The sequence below is a fragment of the Campylobacter sp. CFSAN093259 genome, from assembly GCF_012889985.1.
Taxonomy (GTDB): domain Bacteria; phylum Campylobacterota; class Campylobacteria; order Campylobacterales; family Campylobacteraceae; genus Campylobacter_D; species Campylobacter_D jejuni.
Map to the genome: position 1 here is coordinate 898,268 of NZ_CP040617.1, position 21,723 is coordinate 919,990.

Below are 21,723 nucleotides of genomic sequence, written 5' to 3' on the forward strand. Positions count from 1 at the left end.
TTTTGGTTAATTTTTAAGAATTTTCCCTAAAAAGAGTCGCGCTCTTTCAGTTTTTGGATTTGAGAAAAATTCACTAGGAATATTTTCTTCCACAATAGCACCATCTTCCATAAAAATAATCCTATCTGCTACTTCTTTTGCAAAACCCATTTCGTGTGTAACAACCACCATGGTAGTATTGCTTTGATGTGAAATTTCTTTCATTACATCTAAAACCTCTTGTATGGTTTCTGGATCAAGGGCTGAAGTAGGTTCATCAAATAAAATATAGGGTTTTTTAGTACAAAGTGATCTTGCTATAGCAACGCGTTGTTGTTGTCCACCTGAAAGGGTTGCTGGATAAACATTTGCTTTATCCAGCAAACCTACAACTTTTAAATACTTAAAAGCTGTTTCTTCAGCTTCTTTTTTAGATTTTTTTTGAAGTTTCATTGGAGCTAAGGTCAAATTTTGCAAAACCGTCATATGTGGATATAAATTAAAATGCTGAAAAACCATTGCACAATATTTTCGGCAAATTTCAATTTTATTTTTATGATTTAAAACAAGATTGTTAACTACGACCTCTCCTGAACTAACTTCTTCAAGCCCATTCATGCAACGGATAGTTGTACTTTTTCCACTTCCACTTGGACCTATAATAACAAGCTTCTCACCTTCTTTAACAGAAAGATTAATATTCTTTAGAACATGATGAGTTCCGTAGTATTTGTTTACATTTTTTAATTCAATCAAGTTTTTTCCTTTATTTTTAGCTAAATATAAAATTAATTGAAATTATTTTATCATTAAATAAAGAAAACTACTTCAAAATGTAACTTATTTTTACTAATAAATTTCCAAAGTGTAACTTTTAGTAATTTTTAGAATTTATACTTTTTCATAGTAAACACCTCTTGGAGAGAAAATCTTTTTAAAATAAATAGTCTCTGGAATTAAATCAGCATTGCCAACATAAAGCCTTCCTTTATCATTTAAAATTCTATGAAACCTCTCCATAAGTTTTAGTTTTGATTCATGATCAAAATAAATAATCATATTTCTAGAAGCTATAATATCAAATTTTCCCAATCTTGAAAATTTTTCTTCAAAAACATTGCAAAGTTCAAATTTACAAGTACAAAGCTCATTTTTATTAATAGTATAAAATTTATCTTCGCTTTCTAAAAAAAACCTTCTTTTTTCACTCTCGCTCAATCGCTGTAAAGTTCTTCCTTGATATTTTCCAAGTTTTGCTTTTTCAATCACACTTGAATTAATATCAACGCCTAAAATATACATATCTTTAATAAAATTCTGTGCAGCCAATAATGCCAAAGAATATACTTCTTCTCCACTTGAACAAGGGGCGCTTAGGATATTTACTCTCTTTTCTAAGCTTTTGGCATAATAAATTATTTCTTTCAATTGAGCCAATTCTCTTAAAAAATAAGTTTCACCTATGGTTACAAAATCTAAAGTTTCTTGTTTAAGTTGTCTATTGCTTTTTAATTTTCCCAAAAATTCGGAAAAATTTTTAGTATTAGTTCCTTCAAGAAATTTATTCAACTTTAAAGCTAGTATATTTTTTTTATCGGTTAAATCAATACCACTCATTTCGTTGATAATTTTTATAAATTCATTAAGTTCCAATTCGCTAGGAGTTATTTTTTTTTCCATGCAATTTTCCTTTTATTAATCCTGATCAATAAAATTTACAATTTCTTTTTTAATTTCTTTTAAGCTCATAGGTTTTAAATGCGGATTCATATCTTTTGCTCTTTTTGGCATACCATAAACGACGCTATCTGCTTCATTCTCACATAAACATCTAACTCCTGTTTTATAAAGCTCAAATAAACCTTTTGCGCCATCATCTCCCATGCCCGTTAAAATAATAGCAAGTATTTTATTTGTTTTTGCCAAAGAAACAGCGGAATGAAAAAGTAAATCCACACTCGGTTTAAAGCTTGAAGCCACATCTTGCCAAGCGGCTACAATATTTAAATTTCCAGATAAAATAGTATTTTTAGGGCAAATATAAATTTTATTGCTTAATATCTCTTTATCGTTCAATAAGCACACTTCACTAAAAGCTTCTTTATTAAATTGCCCCACAAAAGATGGAATAAAACTGGCACTCATGTGCTGAGCTATAACTACACAAGTATTTTTTACATCAATATCCTTTAAAAGAAATTTAAGCTGATTAGGACCACCTGTTGAAGATCCTATGAGTATGAGCTTCACTTTCTTCTCCTCTTAATTTATTGAAATTTTATTTTTCTTGTCACATGATTCTAACATATATAAAGAAAAATAAAGCTTATTTTTAAAACAAAGAAAAGCTGTTTTTATGATTTAATATGATAAGATTAGGTTTTTATCTTATTTTATATAGTAATTAGGAAACCAATGCTTAGGGAAAAAATTTATATTGCTAGTGATCATGCTGGTTTTGAATTAAAAGAAAAAATTTGCGTATTTTTAAAAGAAAAAAATATAATTTTTAACGATTTAGGAACAAACACTTGCGCAAGCTGCGATTATCCTGATTATGCGCATTTACTTGCCGAAAAAATAAACAAACGGAGCTTTGGCATTCTTATTTGTGGAAGTGGAATTGGAATTTCTATTGCAGCAAATCGTCATAAAAACATTCGTTGTGCATTATGCCACGAAAGCTTAAGTGCAGAACTTGCAAGAAGGCATAATGATGCCAATGTTTTGGCATTAGGCGGAAGATTAATTGGGGTTGAATTAGCTATAGATATTATAGAAAAATTCATTCAAACTCCTTTTGAAGAAGGGAGACATATGCAAAGAATTCAAAAAATTGAGGTAAAAATATAATGTTTACAAACTGGCTTGTTTTAACTATATTGATTTGTGCAACTATCTATCTTATTGTAATGTTGTTTTACTATAAAACTCTACTTAATAAAGAAAAAACATCAAAAGATTTTATCAAAAACAATCTTGATGATACTGAGATTGTCATTAGAAAACTACAAATTCAACTTCAAAGAAGTCTTGGAAATATAGATATACTCACAGAAGAACTTAATAAAATCAAAGCAGACCTTACATCTTTAAGAACCAGAAATTCTCAATATCGCTTGGAAAATGACAAACTAAGACAAAGAATTAAAGAATTAGAAGCAAAAATCGAGGCATTATTATGATAAAACTAACACAAGAAGAAAAAAAATATCTGCTTGATAGCATTAGGATTATTCCTGATTTTCCAAAAAAAGGAATTATTTTTAGAGATATCACCACTCTACTAAATAACAAAGAAGCTTTAAATTTTCTACTTAGACATTTAAAAGAACGCTACAAAGATTACAATCTAGACTTCATAGCAGGAACAGAAAGCAGAGGATTTATCTTTGCATCTATGATTTGTGCAAAACTTAATCTTCCTTTTGTGCCTATTAGAAAACCTGGAAAACTCCCTTTTGAAACCTTTAGCTGCGAATACGATCTTGAATATGGCAGCGATAAAGTAGAACTTCATAAAGATGCATTTAAAAATATTCAAAATGCAAGAGTTTTACTTGTAGATGATTTAATAGCAACTGGCGGAACAGCTATAGCTTCATATGAACTCATTCAAAAAGCTGGAGCTAAATGTGTTGAAGCTTGTTTTTTAATGAATCTTAAAGATTTAAATGGAGCAAATAAACTTGAAAAACTTACTTCAGTTTATAGTGTTTTAGAAATTTAAAACTATAGAAAGGTACAAATGGAAGAATTTTTAAAAAATTTACTTTACCAATACAAAGATCTAGCTTATATTATTATTTTTTTATGGTGCATTTTAGAAGGAGAGTTAGCTTTAATTTTAGCAGGTATTTTTGCTCATCAAGGACATGTAAATTTAGGTTTTGTTATATTTATAGCAGGACTTGGTGGTTTTGTAGGTGATCAAATTTATTTCTATATAGGAAGATATAATAAACGCTACATACAAAAAAAATTAAAAACTCAAAGGCGTAAATTTGCAGTAGCACACCTACTTTTACAACGTTTTGGTTGGCCTATTATTTTTATACAACGCTATATGTATGGTTTTAGAACCATTATACCTATGAGTATAGGAATCACGCGTTATAGTGCAAAAAAATTTGCTATTATCAATCTTTTTAGTGCTTGGGTTTGGGCATCAATCACTATACTTTTAGCTTGGTATTTTGGAGAACAAATTTGGAAGATGGTGACTTGGGCTGAAGAACATTGGTATTATGCAGCCATTATTATTATAGCTTTTTTATCCCTTTTATTATTTGGTTTTAAACAAATGGAAAAAGCTATACTTAAAGATAAAAGGAAAAAATCATGAAATTTGAATTAAACGATAAAAAACTAGATGCTATAAAAGCAGACTTTGAACTTGTTTTTATACAGGATAAAAATTTAAAAATTTTTAACAAAGAAAAAGATTTTTTTAAACTTAATAATTACAAAGGCGAAGGTGTATTATTAGACTTAAACAATAAAAAGCTTTATTTAGAGCTTAAAAGTCTTGCTTATGAGGATATAAGATTAAGTCTTTGCACAGCATATAAAACTCTTGAGAAACTTAATATTAAAAGCGTAAAACTTCCTAGCATAATAGGAGATTGTGTAGTTAGAAGTTTTGCATCTTTAGTTGAAGGCGTACTTTTTGGAGCTTATAAATTTGACAAATATAAAAGCGAGAAAAAAACAAGTACTTTGGAAAAATTTATTATTTCAAGCGAAGAATTAAATGGTAAGAAATTTAATAAAGATGAAGCTAAGATAGGTTTAGAGCGTGGAGAAATTTTAGCTAATGCTACAAATTTTACTAAAAATATAGTCAATGAAATTCCTGAAATTTACACCCCTTTAAAAATGGCAGAAGATGCGCAAAATTTAGCTAAAGAAAATAAAAACATTATTTGTAAAATTTATGATGAAAAATTCTTAGCCAAAGAAAAAATGAATGCCTTTTTAGCGGTAAATCGCGCCTCGATACACCCACCACGCCTCATTCATCTAAGCTATAAAGCCAAAAATGCAAAAAAACGTGTTGTATTTGTTGGAAAAGGCTTAACTTACGATAGCGGTGGATTAAGCTTAAAACCAGCTGATTTTATGCTTACAATGAAAGCTGATAAAAGCGGTGCAGCAGCAGTAATGGGAATCATAAAAGCCGTAGCTGAACTTGCTTTAGATTTAGAAGTGCATTGCATTTTGGGCGCAACTGAAAATATGATAGGCGGCAATGCTTATAAGCCTGATGATGTGTTAATCAGTCGTGAAGGTGTAAGCATAGAGGTAAGAAATACAGATGCAGAAGGACGCTTGGTTTTAGCTGATTGTCTTTCTTTTGCACAGGATTTAAAACCTGATTTACTTATCGATATGGCAACTCTTACTGGAGCTTGTGTTGTAGGACTTGGAGAATTTACAAGTGCTATTATGGGAAATAATGAGGAATTGCAAAATGATTTTTATCTAAGCTCTAAAAAAAGCGGAGAATATACCACAATCTTACATTTCAACCCTCACTTAAGAGAACTTATAAAATCAAATATTGCCGATGTTAGTAATACTGCCTCTAGTCGCTACGGAGGTGCAATTACCGCAGGGTTATTTTTAGATAAATTTATTCGTAAAGAATATAAAGATAAATGGCTACATCTTGACATAGCAGGACCTGCTTATACAGAAAAATCTTGGGGATATTCTAGTTTTGGCGCAGGTGGAGCTGGAGTTAGAATGTGTGTTAATTATTTAATTCAAATTTTAAGGAAAGCTAAATGAGTTTAAGCGTAGGTATAGTAGGACTTCCAAATGTTGGCAAATCAACAACTTTTAATGCTTTAACTAAAGCACAAAATGCCCAAAGTGCAAACTATCCTTTCTGCACCATAGAGCCTAATAAAGCCATGGTTGAAGTTCCTGATTTAAGACTTAATGAACTTGCTAAAATAGTAAAACCTGAAAGAATTATGCATTCTTTAATAGAATTTGTAGATATCGCTGGACTTGTTAAAGGCGCAAGTAAAGGCGAAGGCTTGGGAAATAAATTTCTTTCAAATATACGTGAAACTGAGGTTATTTTGCATATAGTACGTTGTTTTGATGAAGAAAATATTACCCATGTTGAAGGTGGAGTTGATCCTTTACGTGATGTAGAAATTATCAATACAGAGCTTATTTTAGCAGATATTGAACAACTGAGTAAAAAAATAGAAAAACTCACCAAAGAAGCCAAAGCCAATCAAAAGGGTGCTAAAGAAAGTCTCGAACTTGCAAATTCCTTACTTGATCATTTAAACAAAGGCTTAGCTGCAAGTTCTTACCCTGAAAAAGAAAGTGAAATTTATCAAGCCTTAATCAAAGAATTAAGACTGCTTTCTGCTAAAGAAGTGATTTATGGTGCAAATGTTGATGAAAATGGTATTAGTGAAGATAATGATTATGTAAAAGCTTTAAAAGAATATGCTAAAAAAAATGATCATGAAGTTATCAAGCTTTGTGCAAAAATCGAAGAAGAATTAGTAGGATTAAGCGATGAAGAAAGTCATGAATTTTTAAGTTCTCTAGGAGTTAACGAAAGCGGTCTTGATCAAATCATACGCACTGCTTTTGCTAAGCTTGGACTGATCAGTTATTTTACCGCTGGTGTAGTTGAAGTGCGTTCTTGGACAATCAAAAAAGGCTGGAAAGCACCAAAAGCAGCAAGTGTAATTCACAATGACTTTGAAAAAGGCTTTATAAAAGCTGAAGTTATTTCCTATGAAGATTATATCCAATACAAAGGCGAAAATGGCGCCAAAGAAGCAGGAAAGCTACGCCTTGAAGGAAAAGACTATATCGTTTTAGATGGCGATGTAATGCATTTTAGATTCAATGTTTAGGCAAAATAGCCTAAACAATATTTATAAATTTTGAATAAAACCTTCCAAAATTTGAATTTGCTTTTCTACGCTTGCAATAGAACTTGAGCCTTCACTTTGCTTAGAATTTAAAGAAAATTCAAAATTTAAAAGTTCCATAGCTTTTTCATCAAATACAGGATCTATTTTTGAAAGATCTTTAATTTCACTTATATCAATACCTTGTGCTTCAGCTTGTGCAACAACATTTCCCACTATAAAATGTGCTTTTCTAAAAGGAATATTTTTTTCACGCACCAAATAATCTGCCAAATCGGTAGCCAATAAATGACCTTTTTTACAAGCATTAAGCATATTTTCTTTATTAATTTGTATTTCTTTTAGCATTGCATTTAAGATGATTAAGCTATCTTTAGCGGTTTTTACACTATCAAAAATCCCTTCTTTATCTTCTTGCATATCTTTATTATAGGCTAAAGGTAAAGCTTTCATTATAGTTAAAAGAGAAATCAAATTTCCATAAACACGCCCTGTTTTTCCACGTATAAGCTCACAAACATCAGGATTTTTTTTCTGAGGCATAATAGAACTTCCCGTTGAAAAACTATCACTTATGGTTATAAAAGAAAATTCTGAGCTTGAAAATAAAATCATTTCCTCACAAAGTCTTGAAGTGTGTGTAAAAATAACTGCTATATCATAAAGCAAATCAAGAGCAAAATCCCTATCACTCACTCCATCCATAGCATTTGGCATAATATCTTTAAATCCTAAAATTTTAGCACTCAACTCACGATTGGTAGCATAGCTTGTTCCTGCACATGCACAAGATCCAAGTGGTGAAAAGTCTGCAAGTTCTAGGCTATTTTGCAAACGCTTAATATCTCGCATTAACATAAAAGCATAAGCTAAAATATAAAAAGAAAAACTCACAGGCTGAGCGTGCTGTAAATGTGTAAAACTTGGCATAATAGTTTTTTTATGCACTTTAGCATGTTCGAGCATGGTTTGAATCAATTCTTTTAAAAGCTTTATGAGTTCAATATGAGATTTTTTTACAAAAAGTTTAAAATCAGTAGCCACTTGGTCATTTCTACTTCTTGCAGTATGTAGTCTTCCGCCAATTTCACTACCTATAATCTCGCTTAAACGCTTTTCTACAGCCATATGAATATCTTCATCTTTAATATCAAAAATAAATTTACCTTGCTCTATTTCACTTCTAACCTGCTCTAAACCTTTTATAATAGCATCTAATTCTTCTTTTTTTAAAATACCACAACTTTCAAGCATTGTAGCGTGTGCTATAGAACCTTGTATATCTTCATTGAACAAAGTTTTATCTACATTTAAACTTGCATTAAATTCTTTTAAAAGCTCATCACTTGCACCACTAAAACGTCCTGACCACATTTCATTTTTCATTTAAATGCCTTAAATTTTTGGTCCAAATTTGCTAAATTCAATGCCTTCTTTGACATCTTCATAACGTTTAAAATTTTGTATAAACATATGTGCTAATTTATCTCTTGTTGCAATATAAGCATTTTTATCTAACCAAGTATTTATAGGATTTAAAAGTACACTTTCTACACCTTCTAAAGCTTTTGGAATAGCTAAATCAAACACTTCAAAATTTTCAAATTCGCATTTTGTAATACTTCCATCTAGAATGGCATTAATGCAAGCCCTAGTAGCCTTAATGCTCATTCTTTTACCCACACCGTAGCTTCCGCCACTCCAACCCGTATTAACAAGATAAACATTAACTTCATGTTTTTCAATCTTTTCACCAAGCAATCTCGCATAAACCGTTGGATGTAAAGGCATAAAAGGTTCTCCAAAACAAGCTGAAAAAGTTGCTTGAGGCTCTGTTATACCGCGCTCAGTTCCAGCTACTTTTGCTGTATAGCCACTTAAAAAATAATACATAGCCTGCTCTTTGCTTAGTTTGCTTACCGGGGGTAAAATTCCAAAAGCATCTGCACTTAAAAATATAATATTTTTTGGATGCCCTGCTTTTAGACTAGGCTCATGATTTTCAATATGCTCTATAGGATAAGAAACTCTCGTGTTTTCTGTTTTTGAGGCATCAGCATAATCAACACTCTTATCAGCTCTTAAAACTACATTTTCTAAAAGTGCATTTCTTTTAATAGCTCCATAAATTTCAGGCTCATGTTCAGGATCAAGATTGATTGTTTTTGCATAGCAACCGCCCTCAAAATTAAACACACCTTCATCATCCCAGCCATGCTCATCATCACCTATGAGTCTTCTTTTTGGATCGGTTGAAAGCGTAGTTTTTCCTGTACCGCTAAGTCCAAAGAAAAGTGCCACATCGTCTTTTTCTCCGACATTTGCACTACAATGCATAGAAAGTTTATTTTCTAGTGGTAACCAATAATTCATCATAGAAAAAATACCTTTTTTCATTTCTCCACCATACCAAGTTCCACCAATAACCGCTATATTTTCTTCAACATTAAAGATCACAAAAACCTCTGAATTTAAACCATCTTGTTTGTAATCTTCATTGATGCATTTGCAAGCATTATAAACAATAAAATCTGCTTTAAAATTCTCAAGTTCCTCTTGACTTGGGCGAATAAACATATTTTTAACAAAATGCGCTTGCCATGCAATTTCAGTAACAAATCTTACTGCTTTGCGACTTTGCAAAGAAGCACCGCAAAAAACATCTTGAACATAAATTTTCTTTCCGCTTAATTCTTGCTTTGCTTTAGTTAAAAGTTTATCAAATAATTCTTTTGTAATAGGCTGATTTACCTTTCCCCAAGCTATATATTTACTAGATGGATCTTGTTTTACAAAATATTTATCTTTAGGACTTCTACCTGTAAAAATCCCTGTATCTACACAAAAAGTATCATTATCCGTGCTTAAACCTTCATTATTTGCTTTTTCATGAGCATTTAATTCATCATAACTTAAATTATGAAAAATTTCCTTTATATTATCCAAACCTAACTTATCAAATTTTTTCATTTTTCCCTCACTTTAATTCTTGTAAATAGCTAATACTTCGCCTTCATTAACAGTATCACCTATTTTAATACAAAGCTCTGAAATAATTCCATCTTTTGGGGCATTAACCTCAATCTCCATCTTCATTGCTTCTAAAACCATGATAGCTTGACCTGATTTTACTTCTTCGCCTTCGTTAACATAAATTTTAAAGACATTACCTGAAATACCTGCTAAAACTTCATTTTCAGCATCTACAGAACTTGTTGAATTTGAAGAAATAATATTTTTATTTTCTTCTACTTTTTTCACACTTTTAACATTAACATCTTTATCAAAGCCATAGCTTACTTCTACATGATATTTATTACCATTTACAGCTACGGTAAATTTGTTTTCATCTGCACTCATAGGTTTTGGCATACTGGCTAATTTGCGTATATTTACCTTTGCCTCTCCTTTTAAAAATGCTATACCTTTTTCTTTGCAAGCTGCTGCAACAAATATATTTTCTTCACTCGTTTCTATACCCTCTTTTTCAAGCAAGGTTTTGGTATAAGCTATACTTTTACTCTCATCTTTATCAGCTATATTTATAGCAAGCTCTGTAGTAGGTTCTAAATTAAGTTGTTTTGAAGCAAGCTCAATAATGTTTGCATCGGGTGCAACTGGAGTTTTTCCAAAATAACCAAGCACCATTTTTCCATAACCTTCTGCGATTTTTTTCCAAGACCCAAACATAACATTATTAAATGCTTGTTGAAAATAAAATTGAGAAACTGGAGTAACCGAAGTACCAAATCCACCTTTTTCTACAACTTCTCTCATAGCATGAATGACCTGTGGAAATTTATCTAAAATATTATTATCCCTCATCATTTGTGTATTTGCCGTTAAAGCTCCTCCTGGCATAGGAGAAAAAGGAATAAGTGGATTTACCATAGTAGCTTCAGGGGGTAAAAAATACTCTTTTAAACAATCTTTTAAAACTTCTTCGTATTTTAGAATTTTTTCTTCTTCAAGTCCACCTAAATCATAATCTTTACCTTTTAAGGCATGCATCATGGTTAAAATATCAGGCTGAGAAGTTCCACCACTTACAGGAGCTGCAGCCAAATCGATACCATCAACACCTGCTTCAAGTGCTGCAAGATAGCAGGCTATACTCACCCCTGCAGTTTCATGCGTATGAAGTCTAATATGCATATCTTGAGGTAAAATTTTTCTTGCCATTTTAATGGTTTCATAAATTTTATTTGGATTTGAAGTTCCACTTGCATCTTTAAAACAAATGCTGTGAAAAGGAATTTCTGCTGCTAAAATTTCTTTTAAAATTTTTTCATAAAAAGGCACATCATGAGCACCTTTGCAATTTGGCGGTAGATCCATTAAGGTAATAGCGATTTCATGTTTTAATCCATGTTTTGCTATACATTCACCACTAAATTTTAAATTATTTATATCATTAAGAGCATCAAAATTTCTTATCGTTGTGGTACCGTGTTTTGCAAAAAGTTTTGCATGCAAATCAATAAGCTCACTACTTCCAGTATCTAAAGTAACAGTATTAACCCCTCTTGCTAAAGTTTGAAGATTAGCATCTTTTCCTACAATAGCCCTAAATCTATCCATCATGGTAAAAGCATCTTCATTAAGATAAAAATACAAGCTTTGAAATCTAGCACCACCACCAAATTCAAAATGAGTAATACCCGCTTCTTTTGCTGCTTCTACTGCAGGAAAAAAATCATCCATTAAAACCCTAGCTCCATAAACAGACTGAAAACCGTCCCTAAAGCTTGTATCCATTACATCGATGAATTTTTTAGCCATTATTTTTCCTTAAAAAAATATTTTTTCATTATTATACAAAAATTTGATAACACATTACCAAAATTATTGCTATAGGCGATATAAAACGAATAAAAAACAACCAAATTAAGAAAATTTTTCGACTTATAAATTTAGAAAAAATTTTATAAATTTGTTTTTTATTCATAAAAAAACCTACAAATATAGAGCATACTATAGCACCAAGTGGAAGTAAAAAATTTGAAGTTAATTTATCTAATAAAGTAAAAAAATCTTTACCAAAAAAACTAAACATAGAAAAAAAATTTAAATTTAATGACAAGATACAACAAATTCCAAAAACAAAAACAAATAAACCTATTAAAAATAGAGCTTTAACACGAGAAATTTGATAGTTATTAATCATATAAAAAGTTAAAGGCTCTATCATTGAAACAGCTGAAGTAATACCAGCAAAAAAAAGTGCTAAGAAAAAACAAAATGCAAAAATATAGCCTAAAGCTCCAAGTTGATTAAACAAACTCATCAAGGATATAAAAACAATTCCTACTCCTTGAGTATGCGGATCGGCTCCAAATTCAAAGATAAAAGTAAAAACAATAAGTCCCATGATAAAAGAAATCAATAAATTAATCAAAACAATATACACTGAACTTTTTATAAAATTTGTTTTTTTATCCAAGGCCGATGAATATGTAACTATACAACCTATTCCCAAGCATAAGGTAAAAAATGCAAGCCCTAAAGCTTCGGCAATAGAGCTGAATTTAAAATGTAAAAAATCGGGATAAAATAAATAAGAAAAAGCATTTGCAAAACCTTGCTTAAATCCCATGCAATAAAACAACATAAAAACAAGCATTAAAAATAAGCTAGGCATTATAACAACGTTTAATTTTTCAATCCCTTTGATTAAACCTTTAGATACTATCAATAAAGTAAGAAAAAAAGATAAAGTGAAGAAAAAAACAGAACTTGTCAAATTTGTAGTAATTAAATTCTGAAAATTACTTGCTGCTTCATCTAAAGTTTTAGGAAGATAATAAAGACTCACTACAGTATATTTTAAAACCCATCCCATGATAACTAGATAAAAAGAGAGGACAAAAATACCACCTAACATAAAAACGCCGCCATATCGCCATCTATTGCCATATTTTATGGCAAGATTTGAATAAGCATTTGCAAGATCACTTTTACTTAAACGTCCCATAGCCACTTCAGCCAAAAAAATACTAAATCCTATAGTTAAAGTAAAAAACAAATATAAAAGCACAAAAACAAAACCACCATTTTCTGCGCTTAAAGTTGGAAATTTCCAAGCATTACCTAAACCAACGGCTCCACCAGCAACAGTCAATACAAAACCGATTTTTGAAAAATATGTTCTCATTATTTTTCAAACTCACTTTAAAAAAGCGGCTATCATAACTATAACAACAGCCAAAGGGGAAATAAATCTCAAAAACACATACCAAAGTTCAAAAAATATACCCCTCATATAAGGTTTAAATAAAATTTTTAAAGCTTCTTTTTTCATCACAAATCCCACAAAAATAGCTGCCAAAATTCCACCTAAAGGCATAATAACCTTGCTTGAAACACTATCAAGCAAATCAAAAAAACTCATTCCAAAAAATCCAAACTGAGTACTTTTTAAAGAAGATAAAATACACAACATTCCTAAAATATAAACAACAATTCCTATTAAAATCAAAGCTTTTTTACGGCTCATACCAAAAGTATTAATAAGGTAAAAAGTGAAAGGCTCTATCATTGAAACAGCTGAAGTAATACCAGCAAAGATTAAAGAAATAAAAAACGCTGCTCCAAAAATACAACCAATCACTCCAATTTTTTCAAATAAAGTAGCCAAGGAAATAAAAACAAGTCCTGGTCCTTGCTGATTAGGATTGTAACCAAACTCAAAGATAAAAGTAAAAACAACCAAACCCATTAATAAACCAACTAAAAGATTGATAAAAATAATATTTAAAGTACTGGTAATAAAATTGGTTTTATCAGGCAGACTAGCAGAATAAGTAATAATCGTTCCAACGCCCAAAGAAAGACTAAAAAAAGCAAGTCCTAAGGCTTCAAGAACATTTGAAGTGTTGATTTTGGAAAAATCAGGTACAAAAAGAAATTTAACCGCCATTATAAAACCATCTTTGCTAATAGCATAAACAAGCATCAAAATAAGCAAAATAAACAATGAAGGCATCATCCAAACATTTAACTTTTCAATCCCATTCTTAACACCTTTAGAAACAATATAAAAAACACATAAAAAAACCAAAGTAAAACAAATAAACTGACTTAAAAAATCCTCACTTATAAAAAATCCAAACTGTGCTTTACTTACTTCTAGATCCATAGGCAAATTTCCAGTGATACTTAAAAACACATATTTAACTATCCAGCCAATCACCAAGGTATAAAAAGAAACTATTAAAATCGCCCCCACCATAGTAAAACCAACATAAGACCAAGCTTTTTTATTTGAAGGTGCTAACTTTTCATAGGCATTAACCGGATCTTTTTCACTAATTTTTCCTATGCTAAGCTCAGCTAAAAATATCACAAAACCTACACCTAAAGTAAGAATTATATAAAGCAAGATAAAAGCAGATCCACCACTTTGACCTACTAGTGTTGGAAATTTCCAAGCATTACCCAAGCCCACCGCTGAACCTGCTACCGCTAAAATGAAACCTATTTTTGAAAATTTAGAACTCAATGTTACAACCTTGACTTAAAAATTATTTTAAAATATTATTAAAGCAAAAAAACTTTTAAGCTTTATTGAAAACAATCAAATTTAAATCAAAAATGTGAATTTTTGTAAATTTCAATAAAAATAAAGATACTTTTGGTTATAATTCGAATTTATTTTTAAGTCTTAAGTAGGGATACGCAAGCCGAACTGATTTAAAAATTGAAAAAAATTTTTTATAGAAAGGTTAAGATAATGAAAAAAGTTCTTTTTTTATTATTAGCATGTACAGCAGTAGCTTTTGCAGCTGAAACTAATGCTCCAGTAGAGCAAGAAGCTATTAATGTATGGATTAAAGCATTTTCAGTTCTTGCAGCAGGCTTAGGTCTTGGTGTTGCAGCACTTGGTGGTGCTATCGGTATGGGTAATACTGCAGCGGCAACAATTGCAGGAACAGCTAGAAACCCTGGTCTTGGGCCAAAATTAATGACAACTATGTTTATCGCTTTAGCGATGATTGAAGCACAAGTTATCTATGCTCTTGTTATCGCGCTAATAGCACTTTACGCAAATCCTTTTATAGTTTTACAATAAAACTTATCAAAGCCCTTTTTGGGCTTTTTTCTATGCGGTTATGGTGGAATTGGTAGACACGCCATCTTGAGGGGGTGGTGCGCTCCGCGTGTGCGAGTTCAAATCTCGCTAACCGCACCATTATTTAAAATTATAATCATTCAACTTAAAATACTAACTATTCAAAATCAAATTTCAACTTACAATTTCTTAAAGTTACAAAAAATAAAAAATATTGGTTTTTTTAAAAAACTTAAAAAATATTAAGATTTTTTTTAAGTATAAAGAATATAATTCTATCCGTTTTCAAAAACCATCCCTTAAAAAGGATTATTCAATGTTTGTTTTTATACCATTATTTACAATTTTTATTTTACTTGCAGGCGGATATTTTGCCAAAAGAATTGGCGTTTTAAAGCAAAAACAAGCTAGGACTTTTTTAGATTTTGCTATTATTTTTGCTTTACCTTGTTTGATTTTCGATAAAGCATATCATTTAAATTTTGATTTTTCATTGATTATTTTTATTTTTATTGGATTGTTTAGCTGTATACTAGCAGCTTTTTTTGCTATTCTTATTGGAAAAGTTTTTCATTTTTCTAAAGTAACTTTAGTCAGTATGTTTTTGCTTTCTTGTTTTGGAAATACTATATTTGTGGGTATGCCTATTGTTGCTGGTATATTTAATGACCCACAATTTAGCGCTGAAGTTATATTTTACGATGCTTTAGCCACAACTTTACCTATATCGCTTTTTGGACCTTTTATACTTTCTTTGGGAAATGGAGAAAAAGTCAGTTTGCTTGCTAATGTTAAAAAAATTCTTAGTTTTCCACCTTTTTTAGCTTTGCTTTTTGGTTTTTTGTGTAAATTGATTACTTTACCTGAATTTATTTTCTCTCCTATTCGTTTATTTGGTGCCTCTGCAACCCCTGTTGCACTTTTTGCTATAGGTTTAGGACTTGGCTTTATGGCGATTAAAACCTCTTACAAACCTACAATAGTTGTCATCTTTGCTAAAATGATTTTAGCTCCTTTATTTTTTGTATTTTGTTTAAAATTATTTAATTTGGAATTAAAAGATTCTACCATCGTTGCTATTATAGAAAGTGCAGCTCCTACTATGACTTTAGCAGGAGCTATGGTAATGAAAGCTAAACTAGATAGTAATTTAGCCGTAAGTGCTGTAGCCTTTGGAGTTCTTTTTGCTTTTGTTTCTATGCCAATTTTAATTTGGACTTTGTTATAAGCTCAAATTATATGGCTAAATTTTTAGCTAATTCTTTAACTTTTTTAAGATCAACTTTTCCTGAACCTAGGAGGGGAATTTTTTCTATTTGAAAATAATATCTAGGTTTAAAAAGTGTAGGTATATTAGAATTTTTTATAGCCTCACATACTCCTTCAAAAATTTCATTATTGCATTCTATGAGTAAAACAATTTGTTCCCCTTTTTTCTCATCTTCTAAAGATGTGGCACAAAATTTAACCACTTCAGTGTCTATAAATTTGGCAATTTCTTCTTCTATTGCACCCAAAGAAATCATCTCTCCGCCAATTTTTGCAAAGCGAGAATAACGATCGACAATATATAAAAAACCATCTTCATCCAAATGTCCCTTATCTCCCGTGTTGTACCATCTTATGCCATCAATTTCTTTAACCACTTCATCGGTTTTTTCTTTGTCATTAAGATAGCCTACCATAACTTGATGACCGCCTATAAGTATGAGTCCATCTTCATTTGTTTTTAAATTTTCATAATTATTTGGATCAACAATACGTACCGCAGTTCCAGGTAGAGGCATTCCTACGCTTCCTTCTTTATTGGCACGATGTATAAGCCAATAATCCACATCAAAATGATTTGGTAAATTTACACTCGCCACAGGCGTGGTTTCCGTAGCCCCGTAACCTTCAAAAATGCTTTTTTTAAACTTCATTTCAAAAGTAGTTCTTACTTCATTTTTTAGTTTTTCAGCGCCCGATACAACTATTCTTAAACTTTCAAACATTAAAGCATCAAGCTTTTTATTTCTTGCATAAATTCCTAAAAAGGTTGAAGTTCCACACATAATAGTGACATTATTTTTAGCAACAGCTTTGGCAACCCCTAAGGCATCGGTTGGATCTGAAAAAGTGATGCTTTTAATACCTTCAAGCAAAGGCAAAAATGTAGTTACGGTAAGTCCAAAAGCATGAAAAGGTGGTAAAGATGAGAGAATGACATCATTATTTCTTGTGCAAAGCACATCAGAAATTTGTGCTATATTGCTTAAAATATTACGGTTATTGAGCATAACACCTTTTGGAGAACCTTCACTTCCACTACTAAATAAAATAGCTGCGATGGCAAGATTGTTTTTTGAAGGAGTGAAGATGCTTTTGAGTATAAAACTAGGTATAATACTAACTGCTAGCATCATGCTAAAAATTTTAGTTTTTTGCATTTTAAAATCTTCTACAATATCTTCAAAATAAATTAAATGTATATTTGTATCGAAATTTAGGTTTATACCTTTATTTGCTAATTTTTCTAAAAAAGTTTTAGAAGTATAAATTTGTGAAATTTGCGCATTTTTTATAGCTGCTTTTAGAGCTTTTTCTCCAGCAGTGAAATTAAGATTTACTGCAATTTTTTCTGCGATTAAAACAGATAGATTGGTTAAAGAACTTGCAAAAGAAGCAGGTAGTAAAATTCCTATAGCTTCCTCTTTAGGAGCGTAACTTCCACGCTGAAGGTTAATGTTTAACTCTTTGGATTTTCTTTTAATAAAAAAATTAAGAAATAAACTAAGAGTCAACATTTTTCTATAAGAAATATCTCCAGCTAGTGTATCGATAATAGCTATTTGATTTAGATTTTTTTTAGCTGTATCTATCCAAGCTCTTGCTATAGTATGCATAGCTTCGCATTGTGATTTCCAAGCCATAAAAGAAAGTTCAAAAACTTTAGCTTTAACTTCATCTTTTTTAGAATGCAAAGGTATAGCTTTACCAAAAGCTATAGCAATTTTTCTTTTATTTAAAGTGCGGTTTCTTGCTGAAAATTCTTCATCACTTCTTGAAAAAGCGCTACCCCAAAGCCCTCTTATATAAAAAGGAATAATTTTTCCATCATCTTCACTTAAACATTCACAAGCTAATTCAAATCCTGCTTTAAATTCATTTAATTGCCCATGTCGCGAAAGTGTACCTTCAGGAAATAAGCAAACTAAATTACCTTCTTTAATATGCTTTGCTATCAGTTCTAAACTCGTCTTACTTCCTGTACTTGATACAGGAATAATACCAAATTTATCAAGAAAAATTTTAATATACCATTTAGAATAAATACTTCTTTCCATAACAAAATAAATTTTTCTTGGAATTGCCATTTGTACAACAGCCCAATCAATAAAAGAAATATGATTACCCAAAAGTAAAGCTCCACCTTTTTCTGGTATATTTTCAAAACCTTCCACAAGTAAACGGTATCGTTGTAAAAAAGCTATGCTTAAAAGTATACGCACTAAAGAAAAGGGGAGTTTTAAAAGTATGTAAAAACTTCCTATAAAGGTTACCAAAGCAATAAAATAAAACAAATAAATCACATTGATTTCAAATTTTACAAATAAAGTTGCCAAGAGCAAAAATCCCAACATGGCAATATTTTGAAAAAAATTATTTCCTGCAAGAATTTGTCCTAATTCATTTTCTTTAGCATGAAATTGGATTAAAGTATTTAAAGGAATGATAAAAAGGGCTCCGCAAAATCCAAAAAAGAAAAATAAAAAACTATAACTTAATAAACTTATAAAATAAGGCATTAAAAAAGCCATTAAAAACATACCCAATGCACCAAGTGGAATAAATCCAAGTTCTATATAATTTTTTGAAAATTTACCAGCTACTAAAGAGCCTAAAATCACTCCTATACCAGAAAAAGCGAGTGAAATTTGCACATAAAAAGTATTTTCTATGAAAAGTTCATTTTTAGCAAAGACAGGAAAGCTGACAAGATAAAGTTGAGATATAGCCCAAAAAAATGAAATTCCAATTATACAAAGCCAAATAGTTTTATTTTTAAAAACAAGCTTAAGATTATTTATTAGAAGTTTTCCACGAATATAGTCTTTTTTATTAAAAACTAAATCTTTATTTGTTTGTTTGAGCTTAGGTAAACGCCACGCAAAAAATACTTCGATACAAGAAAATAAAATTAGCACAATTCCTAAAGGCGCTACTTCTTTTAAAATTTCATCTGTTTGATTATACATAGAACTATAAAGACTTTCAAAGCTTAAAGAAAATAAAGCCATTCCCGCTAAGATTGCCACAATGCTTACCGCATTAATTACACCATTACCCATAGCAAGAAAGTCTTTTCCCACGAGTTCTTTAATAAAACCGTATTTACTTGGTGAATAAATCGCTGCTTGTGCTCCCATTATAAAAGTAAAAATAAAAGCCATCCAAAAAGCACCGCTATAGTAACAAATGCAAATTATTAAAGTGAGTATAACATTGAAAATTGCTGAAATTTTCATTACAATATTTTTTGGATATTTATCCGCTAAAAAACCCGAAGGAGAAAGCATAAGAATAAAAGGAAGTAAAATCAAAGCATTAACTATAGCATTTAAAAATAACTGCTCACTTCCTTCATAGGCCTTATAAATAGTATTTTGAATAATAATTTTATGTCCCAAATCTACAAAAGCATTGATGAATGCTATAAGTAAAAAAGGAATTAATCCGTAAATTTTCAAAAAAGATTTTTTTTGCATTATTTAAACCTCGTCAATTAGCGCTTATTTTACAAAAGAATTTATCAGTTTTTAGGAAAATTATCTATATTATCTTTTAAAATAATTCCATCGATTTTTAATTTATAAAATTTTTTAAAATTCTCTAATTTATCAACAATCATTAAAACCCTACTATCAAAAACATAAAATTCTGCAACCTTACTAGCAAATTTTGCAAGTTTTTTATCATTACAAAGCAAAAACTTAGCTCCTAAAGCATTGGCTAAAAATATCTCATCTTTATTTTGAACTAAAATAGCAAATTCAAAATCATTTTGACTTAAATAAGAAATCAATTTTTCATCATAAACAATACAATAAACTTTATTATCTTTAACTTCTTCAACACTTTCAATAAAAGAAAAATCTAAATTTTTTAATAATTTATGTCCAATAATAAGCATTTTTTTCCTTAGCTCTATTTTTTATTATTTTGTAAATTATACTTATAAAATTGTTACCAAGCAAGATGGCGCAGCGGACGGGGCTCGAACCCGCGACCTCCGCCGTGACAGGGCGGCATTCTAACCAGCTGAACTACCGCTGCATCCAAAGTAAAGAAGTAGAGATTATAAAACCTATTTATGATTTTATAAAATGGTGGTCACTATAAGACTCGAACTTATGACATCCACCTTGTAAGGGTGGCGCTCTACCAACTGAGCTAAGCGACCTATGATTGGCGACCCCTAGAGGATTTGAACCTCTGTTTCCACACAGAGAGAGTGTTGTCCTGGGCCACTAGACGAAAGGGTCATAACCCTAACAATAAAAATGGTGTCCCGTGTTGGATTCGAACCAACGGCCCCCTCCTTAAAAGGGAGATGCTCTACCGGCTGAGCTAACGAGACAATATGGCGCAGCGGACGGGGCTCGAACCCGCGACCTCCGCCGTGACAGGGCGGCATTCTAACCAGCTGAACTACCGCTGCATCCAAAGTAAAGAAGTAGAGATTATAAAACCTATTTATGATTTTATAAAATGGTGGTCACTATAAGACTCGAACTTATGACATCCACCTTGTAAGGGTGGCGCTCTACCAACTGAGCTAAGCGACCTTTATAATGGTGTCCCGTGTTGGATTCGAACCAACGGCCCCCTCCTTAAAAGGGAGATGCTCTACCGGCTGAGCTAACGAGACATTTTCTGAAATAAAAATGTGATTATGCCAAAATTAGCTCTATTTGTCAAGCTTTTTTAAATCATTTTTGGCATTTTCTCTCCAAATAACGAGAAAATATACTTATAGGTAAAGTCAAAACAAGATATGTAATAGCCAAAATTACATAAGCTTCAAGAGTAGCAAAAGTATAAGAATTTATCTCTTGCGCACTTTGGGTTAATTCATTTACAGCAATAACGCTTAATAAGGAACTATCTTTAATTAAATTTGCAAATTGTCCACTCAGCGGTGCTAAAATATTTTTTAAAGCTTGGGGAAAAATTACATACGCAAAAACCTGCATCTCTTTTAACCCTAAAGCCCTAGCGCTCTCAAGCTGAGATATAGAAATACTTAAAATTCCAGCTCTAAATATTTCAGCTAAGTAAGCAGCAGAAAAACATGATAAAATAATAACTCCAGCCACATATCGATTATCAAGTCCTAAATTATTTGCAATGATATAATATATCAATAATACCTGCACTAGTAAAGGGGTTCCTCTGACAAGCTCTATGTAAAATGTAGATAAAAATCTTAAAAAAACAATCGAACTTAAAGAAAAAGCACAAAAAACTCCACCCAAAATTATACTCAACAATAAAGAAAAAAAACTGATTATTAAAGTATTTAAAAAACCTTGAAGAAATTTTTCTTTATAGGTTGCAATTGCGCTAAAATCAAAATGATAAACACTTATACTAAAACTACAATAACAAAACAATATTAAAAATAAAATCAAAAGAATTAAATTAGTGATTATTTTTGACTTTGATAGAGGTTTTAAAGGTTTAAAATTCTTATTTTTTTGAGTAAACAAAGACAATAAA

Annotated in this window: 19 protein-coding genes and 8 tRNA genes; 9 read left to right on the forward strand and 18 right to left on the reverse strand. The window is 30.8% G+C overall.

The features are described 5' to 3' along the window. Positions 1 to 6 precede the first annotated feature (6 nt). The 3 genes from FBF20_RS04760 to FBF20_RS04770 form a co-directional block, all read right to left on the reverse strand. Entirely contained in the window at positions 7 to 735 is a 729-nt protein-coding gene (locus FBF20_RS04760; protein ID WP_002853259.1) for an amino acid ABC transporter ATP-binding protein, read from the reverse strand. A gap of 135 nt (positions 736 to 870) precedes the next feature. Further along, a complete protein-coding gene (locus FBF20_RS04765; RefSeq protein WP_002853285.1) occupies positions 871 to 1,659 on the reverse strand; it encodes a CheR family methyltransferase in 789 nt (262 codons plus the stop codon). 15 nt (positions 1,660 to 1,674) lie between these two features. Further along, a complete protein-coding gene (locus FBF20_RS04770) occupies positions 1,675 to 2,229 on the reverse strand; it encodes a chemotaxis protein CheB (protein WP_002853263.1) in 555 nt (184 codons plus the stop codon). Positions 2,230 to 2,394: 165 nt separating this feature from the next. Between FBF20_RS04770 and rpiB the strand changes: the two genes are divergently transcribed. The 6 genes from rpiB to ychF are packed head-to-tail and all read left to right on the forward strand — an operon-like array spanning position 2,395 to position 6,872. Continuing rightward, entirely contained in the window at positions 2,395 to 2,832 is a 438-nt protein-coding gene (rpiB, locus tag FBF20_RS04775; RefSeq protein ID WP_002853308.1) for a ribose 5-phosphate isomerase B, read from the forward strand. After that, a complete protein-coding gene (locus FBF20_RS04780; protein WP_002853247.1) occupies positions 2,832 to 3,164 on the forward strand; it encodes a membrane protein in 333 nt (110 codons plus the stop codon). Before rpiB ends, FBF20_RS04780 begins: the two co-directional genes overlap by 1 nt. After that, a complete protein-coding gene (gene apt, locus FBF20_RS04785) occupies positions 3,161 to 3,709 on the forward strand; it encodes an adenine phosphoribosyltransferase (RefSeq protein WP_002859569.1) in 549 nt (182 codons plus the stop codon). Before FBF20_RS04780 ends, apt begins: the two co-directional genes overlap by 4 nt. Positions 3,710 to 3,727: 18 nt before the next feature. Continuing rightward, positions 3,728 to 4,324, forward strand: coding sequence for a DedA family protein (locus FBF20_RS04790; RefSeq protein ID WP_002854047.1), 597 nt, complete (start codon positions 3,728 to 3,730; stop codon positions 4,322 to 4,324). Then, a complete protein-coding gene (locus FBF20_RS04795; protein ID WP_002868120.1) occupies positions 4,321 to 5,772 on the forward strand; it encodes a leucyl aminopeptidase in 1,452 nt (483 codons plus the stop codon). Before FBF20_RS04790 ends, FBF20_RS04795 begins: the two co-directional genes overlap by 4 nt. Next, complete coding sequence (gene ychF, locus FBF20_RS04800) at positions 5,769 to 6,872, forward strand: redox-regulated ATPase YchF (protein WP_002853275.1); 1,104 nt, start codon at positions 5,769 to 5,771, stop codon at positions 6,870 to 6,872. The genes FBF20_RS04795 and ychF overlap by 4 nt, the downstream gene beginning before the upstream one ends. 21 nt (positions 6,873 to 6,893) lie before the next feature. Here ychF and argH read toward each other — a convergent pair whose 3' ends face one another. Genes argH through FBF20_RS04825 form a run of 5 tightly spaced genes read right to left on the reverse strand, consistent with a single transcriptional unit; the run spans position 6,894 to position 14,391 of the window. Beyond that, the gene (argH, locus tag FBF20_RS04805; RefSeq protein ID WP_002858438.1) at positions 6,894 to 8,276 is read right to left on the reverse strand and encodes an argininosuccinate lyase; all 1,383 of its coding nucleotides are present in this window, start codon (positions 8,274 to 8,276) and stop codon (positions 6,894 to 6,896) included. Between the two features lie 9 nt (positions 8,277 to 8,285). Beyond that, complete coding sequence (gene pckA, locus FBF20_RS04810; protein WP_002853265.1) at positions 8,286 to 9,860, reverse strand: phosphoenolpyruvate carboxykinase (ATP); 1,575 nt, start codon at positions 9,858 to 9,860, stop codon at positions 8,286 to 8,288. A gap of 12 nt (positions 9,861 to 9,872) precedes the next feature. Continuing rightward, positions 9,873 to 11,672 (reverse strand): biotin/lipoyl-containing protein, encoded by a 1,800-nt coding sequence (locus FBF20_RS04815; protein WP_002889596.1) that lies wholly within the window; start codon positions 11,670 to 11,672, stop codon positions 9,873 to 9,875. Positions 11,673 to 11,703: 31 nt separating this feature from the next. Then, positions 11,704 to 13,044 carry a sodium-dependent transporter gene (locus tag FBF20_RS04820; RefSeq protein ID WP_002853313.1) on the reverse strand — a complete coding sequence of 447 codons (1,341 nt, stop codon included), beginning with the start codon at positions 13,042 to 13,044 and terminating at the stop codon, positions 11,704 to 11,706. 12 nt (positions 13,045 to 13,056) lie between these two features. Continuing rightward, a complete protein-coding gene (locus FBF20_RS04825) occupies positions 13,057 to 14,391 on the reverse strand; it encodes a sodium-dependent transporter (RefSeq protein WP_002858451.1) in 1,335 nt (444 codons plus the stop codon). A gap of 231 nt (positions 14,392 to 14,622) precedes the next feature. Between FBF20_RS04825 and FBF20_RS04830 the strand changes: the two genes are divergently transcribed. From FBF20_RS04830 to FBF20_RS04840, 3 genes are all read left to right on the forward strand, one after another. Continuing rightward, positions 14,623 to 14,961, forward strand: a complete 339-nt coding sequence (locus FBF20_RS04830; RefSeq protein ID WP_002853292.1) for a F0F1 ATP synthase subunit C — start codon at positions 14,623 to 14,625, stop codon at positions 14,959 to 14,961. 34 nt (positions 14,962 to 14,995) lie between these two features. Next, positions 14,996 to 15,081: transfer RNA gene (locus tag FBF20_RS04835), tRNA-Leu, on the forward strand. A 196-nt stretch (positions 15,082 to 15,277) separates the two neighbouring features. Further along, positions 15,278 to 16,189: an AEC family transporter gene (locus tag FBF20_RS04840; RefSeq protein ID WP_002890662.1), complete on the forward strand. Its 912-nt coding sequence runs from the start codon at positions 15,278 to 15,280 to the stop codon at positions 16,187 to 16,189. A gap of 7 nt (positions 16,190 to 16,196) precedes the next feature. Here FBF20_RS04840 and FBF20_RS04845 read toward each other — a convergent pair whose 3' ends face one another. The 10 genes from FBF20_RS04845 to FBF20_RS04890 all read right to left on the reverse strand — a co-directional run bounded on the left by FBF20_RS04845 (position 16,197) and on the right by FBF20_RS04890 (position 21,719). After that, on the reverse strand, positions 16,197 to 19,709 hold the full coding sequence (locus FBF20_RS04845; protein ID WP_002890671.1) for an acyl-[ACP]--phospholipid O-acyltransferase: 3,513 nt from the start codon (positions 19,707 to 19,709) through the stop codon (positions 16,197 to 16,199). 44 nt (positions 19,710 to 19,753) lie between these two features. Continuing rightward, positions 19,754 to 20,134, reverse strand: coding sequence for a hypothetical protein (locus tag FBF20_RS04850; RefSeq protein WP_002853267.1), 381 nt, complete (start codon positions 20,132 to 20,134; stop codon positions 19,754 to 19,756). A gap of 66 nt (positions 20,135 to 20,200) precedes the next feature. Continuing rightward, positions 20,201 to 20,277 (reverse strand) — tRNA-Asp (locus FBF20_RS04855). A gap of 51 nt (positions 20,278 to 20,328) precedes the next feature. Beyond that, positions 20,329 to 20,404: transfer RNA gene (locus tag FBF20_RS04860), tRNA-Val, on the reverse strand. 6 nt (positions 20,405 to 20,410) lie between these two features. Beyond that, positions 20,411 to 20,486, reverse strand: a tRNA-Arg gene (locus tag FBF20_RS04865). 19 nt (positions 20,487 to 20,505) lie between these two features. After that, positions 20,506 to 20,581: transfer RNA gene (locus FBF20_RS04870), tRNA-Lys, on the reverse strand. Between the two features lie 4 nt (positions 20,582 to 20,585). Beyond that, positions 20,586 to 20,662: transfer RNA gene (locus FBF20_RS04875), tRNA-Asp, on the reverse strand. A 51-nt stretch (positions 20,663 to 20,713) separates the two neighbouring features. Beyond that, positions 20,714 to 20,789, reverse strand: a tRNA-Val gene (locus FBF20_RS04880). 7 nt (positions 20,790 to 20,796) lie between these two features. Continuing rightward, a tRNA-Lys gene (locus FBF20_RS04885) sits at positions 20,797 to 20,872 on the reverse strand. A 61-nt stretch (positions 20,873 to 20,933) separates the two neighbouring features. Then, positions 20,934 to 21,719 (reverse strand): amino acid ABC transporter permease, encoded by a 786-nt coding sequence (locus FBF20_RS04890; RefSeq protein WP_002916931.1) that lies wholly within the window; start codon positions 21,717 to 21,719, stop codon positions 20,934 to 20,936. Positions 21,720 to 21,723 lie beyond the last annotated feature (4 nt).

Bases quoted from the DNA above. Each gene is read 5' to 3' on its own strand.
- FBF20_RS04765 (WP_002853285.1), bottom strand. From the start codon at position 1,659: ATGGAAAAAAAAATAACTCCTAGCGAATTGGAACTTAATGAATTTATA.
- FBF20_RS04830 (WP_002853292.1), top strand. From the start codon at position 14,623: ATGAAAAAAGTTCTTTTTTTATTATTAGCATGTACAGCAGTAGCTTTT.
- FBF20_RS04780 (WP_002853247.1), top strand. From the start codon at position 2,832: ATGTTTACAAACTGGCTTGTTTTAACTATATTGATTTGTGCAACTATC.
- pckA (WP_002853265.1), bottom strand. From the start codon at position 9,860: ATGAAAAAATTTGATAAGTTAGGTTTGGATAATATAAAGGAAATTTTT.
- argH (WP_002858438.1), bottom strand. From the start codon at position 8,276: ATGAAAAATGAAATGTGGTCAGGACGTTTTAGTGGTGCAAGTGATGAG.
- FBF20_RS04820 (WP_002853313.1), bottom strand. From the start codon at position 13,044: ATGAGAACATATTTTTCAAAAATCGGTTTTGTATTGACTGTTGCTGGT.
- FBF20_RS04850 (WP_002853267.1), bottom strand. From the start codon at position 20,134: ATGCTTATTATTGGACATAAATTATTAAAAAATTTAGATTTTTCTTTT.
- apt (WP_002859569.1), top strand. From the start codon at position 3,161: ATGATAAAACTAACACAAGAAGAAAAAAAATATCTGCTTGATAGCATT.
- FBF20_RS04795 (WP_002868120.1), top strand. From the start codon at position 4,321: ATGAAATTTGAATTAAACGATAAAAAACTAGATGCTATAAAAGCAGAC.
- ychF (WP_002853275.1), top strand. From the start codon at position 5,769: ATGAGTTTAAGCGTAGGTATAGTAGGACTTCCAAATGTTGGCAAATCA.
- FBF20_RS04815 (WP_002889596.1), bottom strand. From the start codon at position 11,672: ATGGCTAAAAAATTCATCGATGTAATGGATACAAGCTTTAGGGACGGT.
- FBF20_RS04790 (WP_002854047.1), top strand. From the start codon at position 3,728: ATGGAAGAATTTTTAAAAAATTTACTTTACCAATACAAAGATCTAGCT.
- FBF20_RS04840 (WP_002890662.1), top strand. From the start codon at position 15,278: ATGTTTGTTTTTATACCATTATTTACAATTTTTATTTTACTTGCAGGC.
- rpiB (WP_002853308.1), top strand. From the start codon at position 2,395: ATGCTTAGGGAAAAAATTTATATTGCTAGTGATCATGCTGGTTTTGAA.
- FBF20_RS04845 (WP_002890671.1), bottom strand. From the start codon at position 19,709: ATGCAAAAAAAATCTTTTTTGAAAATTTACGGATTAATTCCTTTTTTA.